At 58.8% G+C, this 16,169-nt stretch carries 17 protein-coding genes and 1 pseudogene; 3 read left to right on the top strand and 15 right to left on the bottom strand.

Translation table 11 applies throughout. The features are described 5' to 3' along the window. Window position 1: 1 nt before the first annotated feature. On the bottom strand, window positions 2-2,131 hold the full coding sequence (gene flhA, locus AD669_RS07620) for a flagellar biosynthesis protein FlhA (protein ID WP_053118395.1): 2,130 nt from the start codon (window positions 2,129-2,131) through the stop codon (window positions 2-4). A 301-nt stretch (window positions 2,132-2,432) separates the two neighbouring features. Here flhA and AD669_RS07615 point away from each other — a divergent pair, with 301 nt between their 5' ends. Next, window positions 2,433-3,311 carry a YncE family protein gene (locus AD669_RS07615; protein ID WP_053118393.1) on the top strand — a complete coding sequence of 293 codons (879 nt, stop codon included), beginning with the start codon at window positions 2,433-2,435 and terminating at the stop codon, window positions 3,309-3,311. A gap of 282 nt (window positions 3,312-3,593) precedes the next feature. On the opposite strand, the gene AD669_RS07610 is transcribed toward AD669_RS07615, so the two are convergent. Next, the gene (locus tag AD669_RS07610) at window positions 3,594-4,256 is read right to left on the bottom strand and encodes a hypothetical protein (protein WP_053118392.1); all 663 of its coding nucleotides are present in this window, start codon (window positions 4,254-4,256) and stop codon (window positions 3,594-3,596) included. A gap of 373 nt (window positions 4,257-4,629) precedes the next feature. Between AD669_RS07610 and AD669_RS07605 the strand changes: the two are divergent. Together AD669_RS07605 and AD669_RS07600 are read left to right on the top strand one after the other, a co-directional pair. Then, window positions 4,630-4,842 (top strand): annotated as a pseudogene (locus AD669_RS07605) (DUF6124 family protein); the annotation flags it as partial. Between the two features lie 549 nt (window positions 4,843-5,391). Continuing rightward, a complete protein-coding gene (locus AD669_RS07600; RefSeq protein WP_053118390.1) occupies window positions 5,392-5,748 on the top strand; it encodes a DUF6124 family protein in 357 nt (118 codons plus the stop codon). A 343-nt stretch (window positions 5,749-6,091) separates the two neighbouring features. Here AD669_RS07600 and flhB read toward each other — a convergent pair whose 3' ends face one another. The 13 genes from flhB to fliJ all read right to left on the bottom strand — a co-directional run bounded on the left by flhB (window position 6,092) and on the right by fliJ (window position 16,168). Then, window positions 6,092-7,231, bottom strand: a complete 1,140-nt coding sequence (gene flhB / locus AD669_RS07595; protein WP_053118388.1) for a flagellar biosynthesis protein FlhB — start codon at window positions 7,229-7,231, stop codon at window positions 6,092-6,094. A 3-nt stretch (window positions 7,232-7,234) separates the two neighbouring features. Beyond that, window positions 7,235-8,020: a flagellar biosynthetic protein FliR gene (fliR, locus tag AD669_RS07590; RefSeq protein ID WP_053118386.1), complete on the bottom strand. Its 786-nt coding sequence runs from the start codon at window positions 8,018-8,020 to the stop codon at window positions 7,235-7,237. 3 nt (window positions 8,021-8,023) lie between these two features. Then, window positions 8,024-8,293, bottom strand: a complete 270-nt coding sequence (gene fliQ / locus AD669_RS07585; RefSeq protein ID WP_053118383.1) for a flagellar biosynthesis protein FliQ — start codon at window positions 8,291-8,293, stop codon at window positions 8,024-8,026. Continuing rightward, the gene (gene fliP / locus AD669_RS07580) at window positions 8,290-9,048 is read right to left on the bottom strand and encodes a flagellar type III secretion system pore protein FliP (protein WP_053118381.1); all 759 of its coding nucleotides are present in this window, start codon (window positions 9,046-9,048) and stop codon (window positions 8,290-8,292) included. Before fliP ends, fliQ begins: the two co-directional genes overlap by 4 nt. After that, the gene (gene fliO / locus AD669_RS07575; protein WP_053118379.1) at window positions 9,048-9,494 is read right to left on the bottom strand and encodes a flagellar biosynthetic protein FliO; all 447 of its coding nucleotides are present in this window, start codon (window positions 9,492-9,494) and stop codon (window positions 9,048-9,050) included. Before fliO ends, fliP begins: the two co-directional genes overlap by 1 nt. Further along, window positions 9,495-9,953, bottom strand: coding sequence for a flagellar motor switch protein FliN (gene fliN, locus AD669_RS07570; RefSeq protein ID WP_053118377.1), 459 nt, complete (start codon window positions 9,951-9,953; stop codon window positions 9,495-9,497). It lies immediately after the preceding gene. Window positions 9,954-10,011: 58 nt separating this feature from the next. Then, window positions 10,012-10,980, bottom strand: a complete 969-nt coding sequence (fliM, locus tag AD669_RS07565; RefSeq protein ID WP_053118375.1) for a flagellar motor switch protein FliM — start codon at window positions 10,978-10,980, stop codon at window positions 10,012-10,014. Window positions 10,981-10,989: 9 nt separating this feature from the next. Continuing rightward, entirely contained in the window at window positions 10,990-11,493 is a 504-nt protein-coding gene (gene fliL / locus AD669_RS07560) for a flagellar basal body-associated protein FliL (protein ID WP_053118371.1), read from the bottom strand. Between the two features lie 207 nt (window positions 11,494-11,700). Next, complete coding sequence (locus AD669_RS07555) at window positions 11,701-13,062, bottom strand: flagellar hook-length control protein FliK (protein ID WP_053118370.1); 1,362 nt, start codon at window positions 13,060-13,062, stop codon at window positions 11,701-11,703. A 105-nt stretch (window positions 13,063-13,167) separates the two neighbouring features. Further along, window positions 13,168-13,515 carry an Hpt domain-containing protein gene (locus AD669_RS07550; protein WP_053118368.1) on the bottom strand — a complete coding sequence of 116 codons (348 nt, stop codon included), beginning with the start codon at window positions 13,513-13,515 and terminating at the stop codon, window positions 13,168-13,170. A 31-nt stretch (window positions 13,516-13,546) separates the two neighbouring features. Further along, complete coding sequence (locus AD669_RS07545) at window positions 13,547-15,250, bottom strand: fused response regulator/phosphatase (protein WP_053118366.1); 1,704 nt, start codon at window positions 15,248-15,250, stop codon at window positions 13,547-13,549. A gap of 5 nt (window positions 15,251-15,255) precedes the next feature. Next, complete coding sequence (locus AD669_RS07540; protein ID WP_053118364.1) at window positions 15,256-15,561, bottom strand: STAS domain-containing protein; 306 nt, start codon at window positions 15,559-15,561, stop codon at window positions 15,256-15,258. 154 nt (window positions 15,562-15,715) lie between these two features. Then, window positions 15,716-16,168, bottom strand: a complete 453-nt coding sequence (gene fliJ, locus AD669_RS07535) for a flagellar export protein FliJ (protein ID WP_053118362.1) — start codon at window positions 16,166-16,168, stop codon at window positions 15,716-15,718. Between the last annotated feature and the right edge of the window lies 1 nt (window position 16,169).

Here is a 16,169-nt window from a genome sequence, read left to right as displayed (position 1 = left end):
CTCAGCCGTTGGGCCCTACTGTCGCAACAATTGTCACTTGCTTGTTGTCCGGTATTTCCTGGTAGGCCAGCACGTGCAATCCAGGGACTGCGAGGCGGCCAAAACGCGAGAGCATCGCGCGCACCGGGCCTGCTACCAACAGGATCACCGGCTGACCTTGCATCTCCTGACGCTGCGCCGCTTCGATGAGCGAACGTTGCAGCTTCTCGGCCATGCTTGGCTCCAGCAGAACGCCCTCTTCCGAGCCTTGTCCTGCCTTCTGCAGACTATTGAGCAATATCTGTTCCAACCTTGGTTCCAGGGTGATCACAGGCAGCTCGGACTCAGTGCCTACAATGCTTTGGACGATGGCGCGCGATACGCCAACCCGCACCGCAGCCACCAGCGCGGCGGTATCTTGACTCTTGGCAGCGTTGTTGGCGATGGCTTCGGCAATACTGCGGATGTCACGCACCGGCACGTGTTCGGCCAACAGCGCTTGCAATACTTTAAGCAGTTGCGACAACGAGACCACGCCCGGCACCAGCTCTTCAGCCAGTTTCGGCGAGCTTTTGGCCAGCAATTGCATGAGTTGCTGCACTTCCTCGTGGCCGATCAGCTCACTGGAGTGTTTGTACAGAATCTGGTTCAAGTGCGTCGCGACCACGGTGCTGGCGTCGACCACGGTGTATCCGAGGGACTGTGCCTGCGCGCGCTGGCTGATTTCGATCCACACCGCTTCCAGCCCGAAAGCCGGATCTTTGGCGTTTATGCCGTTAAGCGTGCCGTATACCTGCCCCGGGTTGATCGCCAGTTCGCGATCCGGGTAGATCTCGGCTTCGGCGAGGATCACGCCCATCAGGGTCAAACGGTAGGCGCTTGGCGCCAGGTCGAGGTTGTCGCGGATATGCACGGTCGGCATCAGGAAGCCCAGATCCTGCGAGAGCTTCTTGCGCACGCCCTTGATCCGCGCCAGCAATTGACCACCCTGATTGCGATCCACCAACGGGATCAAGCGGTAGCCGACTTCCAGACCAATCATGTCGATTGGCGTCACGTCATCCCAGCCCAGCTCCTTGGTTTCCATGGCGCGGGCCGGCGACGGCAGCAGCTCCTGCTGGCGTTTGACCTCTTGCAGCGCTTCAACCTTGGCGACGTTCTGCTTCTTCCAGAACAAGTACGCGCCGCCAGCGGCCAGTGCCGCCATGCTGAGGAACGAGAAGTGCGGCATGCCCGGCACCAGGCCCATCACCGCCATCAAACCGGCCGCCACCGCCAGCGCTTTTGGCGAGGCGAACATCTGGCGATTGATCTGTTTGCCCATGTCTTCCGAACCGGAAGCACGGGTCACCATGATCGCCGCAGCTGTAGATAACAACAGTGATGGCAATTGCGCCACTAAACCGTCACCGATGGTCAGCAAGGCGTAAACCCGGCCGGCATCGCCGAAGCTCATGTTGTGCTGGAAGATACCGACGGCCATGCCGCCGATGAGGTTGATGAACAGAATCAGCAGGCCGGCGATGGCGTCACCGCGCACGAACTTGCTGGCACCGTCCATCGAACCGTAGAACTCAGCCTCTTGGGCGACTTCCTGGCGGCGCATCTTCGCCTGGTTCTGGTCGATCAAACCGGCGTTAAGGTCGGCGTCGATCGCCATTTGTTTGCCGGGCATCGCGTCGAGGGTGAATCGCGCGCTCACCTCGGAAATCCGCCCGGCACCCTTGGTCACCACGACGAAGTTGATGATCATCAGGATCGCAAACACCACGATACCGACCACGTAGTTACCGCCGATCACCACCTCACCGAAGGCCTGAATCACCTTACCGGCGGCGGCGTGGCCGTCCTGACCGTGGAGCATCACCACCCGTGTCGAGGCGACGTTCAACGCCAGTCGCATCAACGTCGCGACCAGCAGAATCGTCGGGAACACCGCGAAATCCAGCGGCCGCAGCGCGTACACGCAGACCAGCAGCACGACGATCGACAACGCAATGTTGAACGTGAAAAACACGTCGAGCAGGAACGGCGGGATCGGCAACATCATCATTGCCAACATGACCAGCAGCAACAACGGCACGCCCAGATTGCCTCGCGAGAGGTCATTCAGGTTTGTGCGGGCACTGTTGAGTAACTGAGAGCGATCCACCGGTTTTCCCCGTTCCTTTAAAGCAAACTTTTGACGCCCAGAGCAGGCGCACGGCGGCTATTGCAAGAAGCCTTCCAACTTTTGCACAGACAAAAAAGATCGCAGCCCCAACGCGCTCCCTGTAGGAGCTGCCGAAGGCTGCGATCTTTCATTAAAGCTTGGCGCAAATACGAAAAAACCAACCGCTTACGCCCAAATCATCCAGACGAGTGGTCACCAAACCTGTAATTTCTGACAGTAGACGCTATCTGTCATTTCTCGTCCCATGAGCACTCCATCGGGCTCATAGGAAACTCATGCCATGCAAGCAAACATTCGACTCATTGAATGCGCGAACCAGATCCTTTTCAGTAACGACGGTAAAACCATGCACCTCGATCAACTGGGACATATCCAGACACGGGATGCAGTAACAGGCGAACTCATTCATGAATTCCCCCATAGCGGTACCGCCCTTCGAATCGGAGGGCAGAGCCCTGACGGTAGTCTGATTTACGCCACTGACTTTTACGGCAGCCACGTAATAATCACTGATACCCGGAAACACACCCAGACACTGGGTTATGAGACAGACTGGACTGCGATCGGTCTAGCTGTCAGTGCTGACGGCAAGCTGTTGTACATTATTACCGGGGAGGCCGGAAAAAACGTTATAGCGGTCGTTGACAGTGCGACTCAGTCTCTGGTCAAAAAAATCCCGATCGGTCGAGTGCATGTTGCAATCAAGCTAAATCCCGTTAATTCGTTTTTCTACATCCTTACCGCGGTCAATGAAACCGAAGGTATTCACGTCTTTAACCCTCAGACAGATAAATTAACGTTGGTCCCGATACCGATAACTATCAGGAGCGACGTTGTATTTGACCCCTTGAAGCGCCTTGCCTATATCTCCAATTGGGAGCGCAAAAGCATCGCTGTTGTTGACACTATGAACGATGGCATCAGAGCTACTTACTCCGTCGAAGGGACGCCACATGAAATGGCATTGAGTGTCGATGGATCCTTTCTTTACGCCTTGAACGGTCACGGGTCGAATCTGATTGACGTATATGAAACAGCGACCATGACGTTGGTTGAGCAATTGCCGCTCGATCGGAATGATCTTAGAGTGATCGCGACCGGCCCTACCGGTGATATATGGGTTGGCTATTACATTCAGGATCCTCTCAGCAAAAGCTAAAGCGGGCAGAAGTAATGTCATACGCCTAAGCTCGGCGCACTTGCGCGCATTCAGCGTCGGTGCCAATTACGCACCACTATGCACTCTATTGAATTCCCGCCTCAGCATGAGCTGCCGAAGGCTGCGATTTTTTAATCTGGCTTTTGAAAATCAAAAGATCGCAGCCTTCGGCAGCTCCTACAGGGAGGTGGTCATTTTCAGGCACAAAAAAACGCCACCCCGTTCAATCGGGGTGGCGTTTTTTGTTTCGTCACAGTTTCAGCGCAAGGAGAAATGCCGGATTCAACCAGCCTTCAGAATCCGCTCCGCGCCAATATCACCAAACGCTAACTCGCGCCCAATCACATACTGCGTGCCGGTATACATCGGTTTCCCCTCCACCGACACCAACGGCTCCTTGCCGTACATCAGCACGACTTTGGTCTCGGATGACTTGAGCCCTGAAAAAACCGGCTCACCTAACAGCAAATTCAGCTGCCACTGAAAAGGGATGATGGGCAGATCGCGGATCTGAATCTGTCGACCACCGTCCAATCGATAGTCTACCCGTGCAGTGACGTGCAACTGCCCGTCAACCACCTCGAAAACCGGTACGCCGTAACGAATCTCCAGGCCTCCCGTCGACCACTCTGACATGTAGTACTCCGTGCGAGTGAAAACCTCGAACAGCGCCTCATTCGTGGAGATCTTGCCCGCCGCACCCAATAAATAGTTGTACGCGTAGTGATAGGCCAAGCCGTCCAGCTCGGGCCGGATCGCATTGAGCGGGTTATCCAGAAAGTTGGGAATGTGCTGATTCGCGGCAACTTTGAAGTTAAGAAAATCGAGACTCAGTTTGAATTTGGCCGAGTAACCAATCGCTCTTTCGCTGACGTTTTCCTCCAGCCGAGCGGAGACGTACTCCAGCTCCATCCCCGGAAGATGTTTGTATACGCGCTCTACCATGATGACTCTCCCTGAACAGATCCGAGCATCTCGAACGCTGTCAGGCCCTTGCCCAAGCGCATCCACGGCGAGACCTCCAACGGGAACATTGCCGGCGCTATGAGTGCGCCTGAAATGGAAAGCCGTCTACTGTCAGAACTGTCAGAACTGTCAGGTATCACAGGTTTTCAGACGGAAGGTTCACTCCACCCTCTGTAGGAGCAAAGCTTGCTCGCGAAAGCGGTGTGTCAACCGACGAAAGCGTTGAATATGCCGATGCCTTCGCGAGCAAGCTTTGCTCCTACAAATTGGGGCAAGCCACAAAATATGTGATCACCACAAAACCGTAGGAGCAGAGCTTGCTCGCGAAGGGGCCGTCATTACCTGCAGAAACCGCACGATGTACGCCGTCACCGCCGACTTCAAAAACGAAGAATTATTGGCCAACGCCTGCGAAACCCTCGCCTCCGCCAGAACCATCGCCAATGACTTCGCCAACCTCATACCCGCCTCGCAGCGCAGGACGCTGCTGGGCATTGCGCAACTGATCATGCTCGGCGAGTTGGCGGTGAATCGGGCGCTGGATAATCTGGAGTTGCCGCAGTAACAGCACCCCGGTGATCGTTCCCACGCTCTGCGTGGGAACGCCTCAACGGACGCTCCGCGTTCGGTTCTGGAAGGGACGCAGAGCGTCCCGGGCTGTATTCCCACGCGGAGCGTGGGAACGATCAATTGGGGCAAGCCACAAAATATGTGATCACCACAAAACCGTAGGAGCAGAGCTTGCTCGCGAAGGGGCCGTCATTGCCTGTGCCCGATTTCTGTTTTTAAACGGCTATGTTTAAAAGACACCTCCAGACACGCCTCAAAGGCTACACATCCTTGCGCCTTTGCCTACAGCTAAGCCAGAATCGGCCGGCTTGTGCGCCTTGGGGACGGGTTCTATCGTGGGTCGGTCGCTGATTGTTCAGTGATCGGGTTTAGCAGCTCGGCAAATCTCAAGACACGCGAGTCCCGCCATTACGTTATGGCGGCTTTGCGTGGGGCACTTCGGTGCGCCGGGATTCTTGAGCCTGGTCTGCTAACCCGCGTACAGCCGCCACCCACTTCGTTTAGCAGCGACGGTTGACGGCTCCATTTCTCAAGGAGCTTCACCATGATCAAACCAACACCAAACCCACCCGAAACCGATCCCACCTCCCCCTACGAATCCCTCGATTCAACAAAGCTCCACGAAGCCGCCGACCGCGCCCTCGATCACTACCTCTTCCCGGGCGCCACGCCACCGCCACGCCGAAACCGCACGATGTACGCCGTCACCGCCGACTTCAAAAACGAAGAATTATTGGCCAACGCTTGCGAAACCCTCGCCTCGGCAAGAACCATCGCCAATGACTTCGCCAACCTCATACCCGCCTCGCAGCGGAGGACGCTGCTGGGCATAGCGCAACTGATCATGCTCGGCGAACTGGCGGTGAATCGGGCGCTGGATAATCTGGAGTTGCCGCAGTAACAGCACCCCGGTGATCGTTCCCACGCTCTGCGTGGGAATGCCTCAACGGACGCTCCGCGTTCGGTTCTGGAAGGGACGCGGAGCGTCCCGGGATGCATTCCCACGCGGAGCGTGGGAACGATCAAGAAGTCAGGCAAGAACCTGTGGCGAGGGGATTCAGCGAAACGTCGCACCGCCCCGCTCGGCTGCGCAGCAGTCGTAAATCCTGAGCACGCGGTATTCCTGAAAGATTGAAGTCACAGGTTTTGGGGCTGCTGCGCAGCCCAGCGGGGCGGTGCGACGTTTCGCTAAATCCCCTCGCCACAATGATCTCTGTAAGGCCTAGAGTTTCATCGCAGTAACGTCAAGAATCGCGGCGCAGATCCGGCGGAATCGGCAGGTCATCCTTAAGCGGATCCGGCCGTTTGCCTTTGCCCGCGCGGTATTGGCGGATCTGGTAGACGTACGCCAACACCTGCGCCACCGCCAGATACAACCCGCCAGGGATTTCCTCGTCGAGCTCAGTCGAGTAGTAAATCGACCGCGCCAACCCCGGCGATTCCAGCAGCATCACGTTATTCGCCACGGCAATCTCACGAATCTTCAATGCGAGGAAGTCGCTACCCTTGGCCAGCAGCAACGGCGCGCCACCCTTTTCCGAGTCGTATTTGAGCGCGACGGCGTAGTGCGTCGGGTTGGTGATGACCACGTCGGCGTCGGGAATCGCCGCCATCATCCGTCGCTGGGACATTTCGCGCTGGGTCTGACGGATGCGCTGTTTAACCTCCGGCCGACCTTCCTGATCCTTGTGCTCGTCGCGCACTTCCTGCTTGGTCATCAACAGTTTTTTGTGCGCTTCCCAGAGCTGCACCGGCACGTCAACGGCGGCGATGATGATCAGCCCGCAGGCCAGCCACAAGGTGCTCCAGCCGACCAGCGTCACGCTGTGAATAATCGCTGACTCAAGCGGTTCGTGAGCGATACGCAGCAGGTCATCGACGTCGGACATCAACACCATCAGCGCCACGAACAGGGTGATCACAAACTTGGCGAGTGCCTTGAGCAACTCCACCACAGCCTTGAAGGAAAACATGCGCTTGAGGCCGGCGGCCGGGTTCATCCGGCTGAACTTCGGCGCCATGGAGCTGGCCGCGAACAGCCAGCCGCCAAGGGAGATCGGCCCGACCAGCGCGGCAATCAACAGGGTGATCATGATCGGCTGAATCGCCACCAGCGCCATTTTGCCCGACTGCATCATAAAGGCGCCCATGGAGCCCTGATCCATGATCACCTCGCGCGTCAGCGTGAAGTTCAGGCGCATCAGCTCCATCAAGTCTTCGGCCAACATGCCGCCAAACACCAGCAACGCGCCGGCGCCGGCCATCATCACGGCAAGGGTGTTGAGCTCTTTGGAACGGGCAATCTCACCCTTCTCACGGGAGTCCTTTTTCCGTTTCTCCGTGGGGTCTTCTGTTTTGTCCTGACCGCTTTCGCTCTCAGCCATGACTCAGCGCGCCCGTGCCAGTTCGCGTAGCAACTGCAAGGCCTCGGTGGCCAGCGGCTGATACTGATTGAGAATATCCGCCAACCCGACCCAGACAATAAACAGACCGAGCACAAGGGTCAGCGGGAAACCGATGGAGAAAATGTTCAGTTGCGGCGCCGCGCGGGTCATCACGCCGAACGCGATGTTGACCACCAGCAACGCGGTCACCGCCGGCAACACCAGCAGCAACGCGGCGCCAAGTACCCAGCCGAGTTTGCCGGCCAGTTCCCAGTAATGCGCGGTCATCAAACCACTGCCGACCGGCAGCGTGGTGAAGCTTTCGGTGAGGACTTCAAACACCACCAAATGGCCGTTCATCGACAGGAACAGCAAGGTCACCAGCATGGTGAAGAACTGCCCGATCACCGCCACCGAGACGCCGTTGGCCGGGTCGATCATCGAGGCGAAGCCCATGCCCATCTGGATCGCCACAATCTGCCCGGCAACGGCAAACGCCTGGAAGAACAACTGCAAGGAAAACCCGAGCACGGCGCCCACCAGAATCTGCTCGGCGATCAGCATCAGCCCACTCAGATCCAGCGGACTCACCGCCGGCATCGGCGGCAGACCCGGCGTGATCACCACGGTGATCGCCACGGCAAAATACAGGCGCACACGGCGCGGTATCAGCGTGGTGCCGAACACCGGCATGACCATCAACATCGAGGCGACGCGAAACAGCGGCAACATGAACGATGCCACCCAGGAACTGATCTGGGTGTCGGTCAGCTGAAGCAGCGATTGCATGGCTTAGCCGATGACCATCGGGATGTTTTTGTACAACTGGATGATGTATTCCATGAACGTCTGCACGATCCATGGGCCGGCGACGATCAACGTCACCAGCATCACCAGCAGACGCGGCAGGAAGCTCAGTGTCTGTTCGTTGATCTGCGTCGCGGCCTGGAACATCGCCACCAGCAAACCGACCAACAGGCTCGGGATCACCAGAATCGCGACCATCAGCGTGGTCAGCCACAGCGCTTCACGAAAGATATCGACCGCGACTTCCGGCGTCATGGCGAGACACCTCCAAAACTGCTGGCCAGGGTGCCGATGATCAGCGCCCAGCCATCCACCAGCACAAACAGCATGATCTTGAACGGCAAGGAAATGATCAGCGGCGACAGCATCATCATACCCATCGCCATCAGCACACTGGCGACGACGAGGTCGATGATCAGGAACGGAATGAAGATCATGAAGCCGATCTGGAACGCGGTCTTCAGCTCGGAGGTGACGAACGCCGGCACCAGAATGGTCAGCGGCGCTGCATCTGGCGTCGGGATGTCGGTGCGTTTGGACAGGCGCATGAACAGCTCAAGATCGCTGCTGCGGGTTTGCGCGAGCATGAAGTCCTTGATCGGCACCTGAGCTTTTTCCACCGCTTGCTGCGCGGTGAGTGTCTCCGCCAGATACGGCTGCAAGGCATCTTTGTTCACGCGATCGAACACCGGCGCCATGATGAACATGGTCAGGAACAGCGCCATGCCGGTGAGGATCTGGTTCGACGGCGTCTGTTGCAGGCCGAGGGCCTGACGCAGGATCGAGAAGACGATGATGATCCGGGTGAAACTGGTCATCAGAATGACCGCCGCCGGAATAAAACTCAGCGCGGTCATGATCAGCAGAATCTGCAGGCTGACCGAATATTCCTGCGCGCCATCGGCGTTGGTGCCCAGCGTGATCGCCGGGATCGACAACGGATCGGCGGCGAACGCCAGCGGCGCCGCCAGCATCAGGGCCAGCGTCAAGACGATGCGTAGCGCACCCATTACTTCGTATCCTTCTGATCCTTGCCGAGTATCTTCAGCAACTGCTGGGCAAAATCCGGAGTGGCTTTTTCACTGGTGCTCGGCACCGGCACCGGTTCTTTGAGCACGTGCAGCGCGGTGATGGTGCCGGGGCTCAAACCAAGCAAAATCTGCTCGTTGCCGACCTGCACCAGCATCAAACGGTCACGCGGGCCGAGGGCGCGCGAACCGATCAACTCGATCACCTGACCCTTGCCCGCTGGCCCCGCCTGCTGCACCCGGCGCAGCAGCCAGGCGAGGAAAAAGATAATCCCCAGCACCAGCAGCAAACCGAATACCAGTTGCGTCAATTGCCCGGCAATGCCGCTGTTGACCACCGGCGCGGCGACGGCGGCCGTGGTCGCCACCGGCTCGGCGGCCATTACGCTGATTGGCAGCGCGAGCAGCGCCCAGAGAAACCTTTTCACTCAGCGCAGCTTCTTGATGCGTTCGCTTGGGCTGATCACGTCGGTCAGGCGGATGCCGAACTTCTCGTTGACCACCACCACTTCACCGTGCGCAATCAGCGTGCCGTTGACCAGCACGTCGAGCGGCTCACCGGCCAGACGATCGAGCTCGATCACCGAACCCTGGTTGAGTTGCAGCAGGTTGCGGATGTTGATGTCGGTGCTGCCGACTTCCATCGAAATCGACACCGGGATGTCGAGGATCACGTCCAGGTTCGGACCGTCCAGCGTCACCGGATCGTTGTTTTTCGGCACGCTGCCGAACTCTTCCATCGGCAGACGGTTGGAGCTTGCGGCGCCAGCGTCGGCGGCCAGCAGGGCGTCGATGTCAGCCTGGCCGGCATCACCGGTTTCTTCGAGGGCGGCGGCCCATTCATCAGCCAGTGCCTGATCGTCCTGGGCGTTCATATCGTCGTTCATCATGTGTCCTCGGCGGGCAACAATTCAGTTAGTGCAAAAAGGGGGGGGTGGCGCCGTTTCAGCGGCGCTCGATCGGCTCGATAACCTGCAACGCGAGGTTGCCTTTGTGCGAGCCCATCTTGACCTTGAAGGCCGGCACGCCATTGGCGCGCATGATCATTTCGTCCGGCATCTCGACCGGAATCACATCGCCGGGCTGCATGTGCAGGATGTCGCGCAGTTTCAACTGACGGCGAGCGACGGTGGCACCGATCGGCACGTCGACATCGAGCACGTCCTGACGCAGGGCGTTGACCCAGCGCTCGTCCTGATCGTCGAGATCCGACTGGAAACCGGCGTCGAGCATTTCGCGCACCGGCTCGATCATCGAGTACGGCATGGTCACGTGCAGATCGCCGCCGCCGCCGTCCAGTTCGATGTGGAACGTGGAGACCACGATCGCTTCGCTCGGCCCGACGATGTTGGCCATGGCCGGGTTCACTTCCGAGTTGATGTACTCGAAATTGACTTCCATGATCGCCTGCCAGGCTTCCTTCAAATCGACGAAGGCCTGCTCCAGCACCATGCGCACCACGCGCAGTTCGGTCGGGGTGAATTCACGCCCTTCGATCTTGGCGTGACGGCCGTCGCCACCGAAGAAGTTGTCCACCAGTTTGAACACCAGTTTGGCGTCAAGGATGAACAGCGCGGTGCCGCGCAACGGTTTGATCTTGACTAGGTTTAGGCTGGTCGGTACGTACAGCGAGTGCACGTATTCGCCGAACTTCATCACCTGCACGCCACCGACGGCAACGTCCGCCGAGCGGCGCAGCATGTTGAACATGCTGATGCGGGTGTAGCGGGCAAAACGCTCGTTGATCATTTCCAGAGTCGGCATGCGTCCACGGACGATGCGATCCTGGCTGGTCAGGTCGTAGCTTTTGACACTGCCGGGTACGGCAGCGTCATCGGTCTGTACCAGACCATCGTCGACGCCGTGCAACAGCGCGTCGATTTCATCCTGGGACAGCAGATCCTGCACGGCCATGTCGTGTTCCTACTGCAGTACGAAATTAGTGAAAAGCAACTGTTCGATGACCACTTTGCCAAGTTCTTTCTGCGCCACTTCCTGGACGCTGGCGGTGGCCTTCTGGCGCAACATCTCTTGGCCGACCGGCGTCGCCAGTGTGGCGAAATCCTGACCGGAGAAGAGCATCACCAGGTTGTTGCGGATAACCGGCATGTGCACTTTCAGCGCTTCCAGATCGGCCTGATTGCGCCCGAGCATGGTGATGCTCACCTGCATGTAGCGCTGACGGCCGTTCTGGTTGTAGTTGGCGACGAAGGCCGGCGCCATCGGTTCGAAAATCGCCGGTTGTTTGCCGGTCGGGGCGGTTTCAGCCGCAGCCTCTGGTTTGCTCTGGGCACTGTGCATGAAGAACCAGGTCGCCCCCACGGATGCACCAATGGCCAACAGCAACGCGAGCACGATCATGATGATCAGCTTGAGTTTGCCTTTGGTTGCGGGGTCTTTTACTGCTGCAGCTTCGCTCTTCGCCATGCCAATAATCCGTCACTAATCAGGTTTTCACAGTCGCACGGCAAGGCAAGAGCAAGTGTTATGCCAGAAGTGTCGGCCGGGGATCGGCGCCTGGATCAACAGGACTGAAAAGCAAAAGATCGCAGCCTTCGGCAGCTCCTACAATTGGATGTGTACACCCTGTAGGAGCTGCCGAAGGCTGCGATCTTTTGGTGTCGCTACAACCCGTCAGGCGTAATAGTCGACGGCGCTGCTGCCGATCACGCTGGTGGTGTTGGCAGCAATCTCGGCCGCGCTGACCGGGGCAATTTCTTCATCCGCCGAATCCAGACGACCACCCGCCGCGCTGGTACGACCGCTCTGCCCCTGCTGCGCCTGTTCCTGACCCTGCTGGCCCTGCCAGCCACGGCTCTGATCAGACACATTAACGTCAACCTGACCCATGCCCTGCTGCGTGAACATCTCGCGCAGGCGATGCATCTGGCTGTCGAGCGCTTCTCGCACGCTCGGATGCGCACTCATGAACGTCACCTGGGTCTGCTGATCCGGCACCAGATTCACGCGGATATCCAGACGCCCCAACTCGGCCGGTTGCAGCTGAATATCCGCCGCCTTCAGATTGGCGCTGGACAGGTACATGACGCGGTTGACCACTTCTTCCGTCCAGCCGTTCTGATGCATGGCGATCGGTTGATTCACCGGCACGGCGTTCGCGGTTTTTGGTGTGGCAGCCTGCGTCAACGCAGCGAGACGGTTGGCGAAATCATCAACGCGGGTATCGCTGGTCGCAGTCTTGAGGTCTTTGAGGCCGTCATCGATCAGGCCGCTGAACGCTTTGTCGCCGCCCTGACTGGTGCTGTCCTTGTCGGCTTGCACGTCGAGCATGCTGGCCATGCCGGCGGCGAAGTTCTGCGCCGAGGTCAATTCACCGTCAGCCTGAGCCTGTGCCGAGGTGGTTTTCGGTTGCGCCTGGCTGGCAGCGGAAATATGCCCGCCCTGCTCCATCGCCAAACGCACCGCCGGCATCGAATCGAGCGGATCGGCTGCCGGGTCGAAATCGCTATCGGTCGAGGCCGCCGGGTCTTTGACTGCTGGCAACACGGCGACTGCTGGTGTTTCGGCTTCAGGTTGCGCCGGTGCAGCGGCAACCGGGGCTGGCACCACAGGCGCAGCCACCGGTTGCACGGCAACAGCCAAGGCCGGATCAAGCGCAGGATCAGTCATGCTGGCGTCGGCAACCGGCGTTTGCGCAGGATCGGTAGTGTCATCGCTGGCAGCGGCGTCATCGGCCGCCGCGGATTTGTCAGCAGGCAAGGCATTGCCGCTATCGGCAACCGCCGGAGCCGGGGCGGCAGATTGATCCTTGGCGAGGTCTTTCTTGCCAGCGCTGTCAGCGGCTTTATCGCGCGCGGTTTTCGCCGGGTTATCGGTGCTGACAACAGGCTTGTTCGCACCCTGATCGGCGAACACTTTGGCGAAGCTGGAGGCTTTATTTACGGGCTCTGCGGCCATCGCCGACGATTTGGCCGAGGCAGCTTGCGCCTTGGCCTGAGCGGCATTCTGAAGAAGGATATTGGGGGTCGCAGGCATGAAACGGTCTCCGCTGCACGGGGCTCGTAAGTACAGTTGAGAAAATTGATTGCAAGTGCCGGGCCAGTTTCGCCGAACGCTTGAGAAAAGCGTCCGGCGGCCGGTTCAATGAGTATGCGTGTGCTGCCGTTCGCTTTCGTAAACCGGGCGAACGCCATCAAATTCGAGGCTGATTTCAGCGACCAGTTTGACGATTTCAGCGGGGCTTTTGTGTCTGGCGTCCGACTCCAGTGCCTGGCACAACTCGGCCAGGCGAACAGCGCCCATGTTGCTCGCGCTGCCCTTCAAGCTGTGAGCGACCTCCGACAGCTTTTCGGCATCGGCGGTCGCTTGCAGCTCCTGCAAGCGACTTTCGGAATCCGTCAGGAAGGTATCCAGCAAATCCGGATAGTTCTCCTCCATGACGTCACGCAAAGTATCGAGTACGTCGCGATCCACATGTGGGTCAGTCACTTGTTCACTCCTTGATCAAGAATTGCGCGGATTATGCCTGAACCTCCCAGAAAAACTCCACGCGGGCACTACGACCTTCGTCCGACCAACTGGCGTTGCGCCCCAGTTGCCGCACCAGGCTGACCCCACGTCCCGACAAACGGACATTTTCCAGCGGCCGCTCCATCACCCGCGCCACATCAAAACCCTTGCCGCTGTCTTCAACGCGAATCACCAGACAACCGCCCTGCTCTTGCGGCGTGACCTGCAAATGCACGCGCACGTAGCCGTCCTGCAATGCTTCCAGCCGCGTGTTGCGTTGTTCGTAATAACGCGCGAACCCCACCGCATCGCGCTTGAGACTGGAATCGAGACCGAGCACGCCGTGTTCCAGCGCATTGGAATACAACTCGGCGAGCACGCTGTACAACGCGCCGCTCTGCCCGCGCAGGCCATGCACTTCCAGCAGCAACTGCAACAGGTACGGCAAAGGGTTGAAGCGCTTGAGCGTGGCACCGCGAAACTCGAAACTCACCGACCAATCGAGCGGGCATGACTGGCCGCTGTCGGAATACACCGGCGCCGTTGGTTTGAGCTGCGCCGGCGCGAGCAGGCTGACTTCGACCATGCTGACATCGTCGCGCGCCTCGCCACGAAAATCCCGCAGCGCCTGCTCGATGTCCTCGAACAACCGGTCAGGCTCACGATTGGCGGCAAACACTTGCTGCAAGCGCTCGACACCGAACAGCTGATCATTGGCATCGCTGGTATCGATGACGCCGTCGGACAGCAGAAACACCCGATCATCGACGGCCATCGCATGCACTTCGGTGCTGTCATCAAAGGCCTGCGCGCTCAACACGCCGAGCGGTAAATGCCGTGCTTTCAGCGGAACCCGCTCACCCGTCGCGAGCCTGTGCAGATAACCGTCAGGCATGCCGCCGTTCCACACTTCCACCGAGCGCCGCAGCGAACTCAGGCACAGCAACGTGGCGCAACAGAACATGTCGACCGGCAGGATACGTTTGAGCTTCGCGTTCATCTCGCGCAGGGTTTCCGCCAGGCCGTAACCCTTGGCGGTCATCCCGTAAAACACTTCGGCAAGCGGCATGGCGCCCACCGCTGCCGGCAACCCATGGCCGGTGAAATCGCCGAGCAGCACATGCATATCACCCGCCGGGGTGTACGCCGCCAACAGCAGGTCGCCGTTGAACAGCGCGTAAGGCGATTGCAGGTAGCGAATGTTCGGCGCGCTGAGGCAACCGGAGTGCGCGACCTTGTCGAACACCGCTTTGGCCACGCGCTGTTCGTTGAGCAGGTAATCGTGGTGTTTGGCGATCAGGTCGCGTTGCTGCAGCACGGTGTCTTGCAGGCGGCGCAAGCGATCCATCGCCTTGATTTTGGCGGCAAGGATGATCTGGTTGTAGGGCTTCGCCAGAAAGTCGTCGCCGCCCGCCTCCAGGCAACGCACCAGTGCTTCGCTTTCGCTGAGCGAGGTCAGGAAGATGATCGGCACCAGCGTTTCACCGGCCAGCAGTTTGATCTGCCGCGCCGCTTCGAAGCCATCCATCACCGGCATCATTGCGTCCATCAGCACCAGTTGTGGCTGCTGCTGACGGAACAGTTCGACGGCTTCGGCACCGTTGGCAGCCGCCAGCACTTCGTGGCCTTGACGGCGGACGATGGTCGATAACAGCAGGCGATCGGCGGCACTGTCTTCGGCGATCAGGATGGTCAGCGGCTCTTGCGCCTGCATGGCCGTCACGTGATGTCGAAGAGTTTGTCGAAATTGGAGATGGCGAGGATTTTGCGCACGTCGGAGTTGGGGTTGACCACCCGGATATCCGAATCATCACCGCCCGCGTGGTCACGCAGGAGCAGCAGCATCCCGAGCGCGGAACTGTCCAGATAAGTGGTCTCTTTCAGATCCAGCTCATAGGAATTTGGCTCGGGGTCGACCCGTTCATAGGAATTGCGAAATTCCTGATGTTTGCCGAAATCGAATCGGCCTTTGACCGAGATTTTGAGCTTTTTCCCATCCGGTGAGACTTCTGCAACGACTGACATTGACTGGCTTCCTTGTCATTGACGAACGTGTACAAGGTTTAGCATCTGACTGACCTCGGGGCAAGGAACAAGCAACGTCAAAAGATCGCAGCCTTCGGCAGCTCCTACAGGGATCGCGTGCAGGAGCTGCCGAAGGCTGCGATCTTTTGATCTTCTAAAAGGGTTCATGCCGTGGCAGGCGCTGCGACAATTCGTCGAGCAATTTCTGCTCGCGCTTGTCTTCAAGGCGCTGGGCTTCTTCGCGGTAGCGCTGCACCAGTTTGCGCAAGCCTTCAACTTTGGCAAACGCCTGTTGCCAGGCCTCGCGCGCCTTATCGAGATTGTTCTGGTGCCAGTTCAGACTCTGCCGCTGCTGATCAACAGCCGTATCGAGTTGCGCCAGAAACCCCTGAAAACCCAGCAGCCACTGCCCGGTCACGCCGGTGCTGCCGCGCACGATCCACTGCTCGGAATAATCCAGACGAAAGGCATTGAGGTCGGCGAGTTTGCTTTCGGCCACCTTCACTTGGCCCTGAAAGTAACCGAGGCGCTGCACGGCGGTTTTCTCGGCTTTTTCAGCCATGTCCACCACCGGCGCCAGACGCGCGGCTCGACTGACGGCAGCCATG

It is taken from the genome of Pseudomonas sp. P1.31 (genome assembly GCF_001269815.1).
GTDB classification, from domain to species: Bacteria; Pseudomonadota; Gammaproteobacteria; order Pseudomonadales; family Pseudomonadaceae; genus Aquipseudomonas; species Aquipseudomonas rustica.
This window is presented reverse-complemented; position numbering and strand designations above follow the sequence as displayed.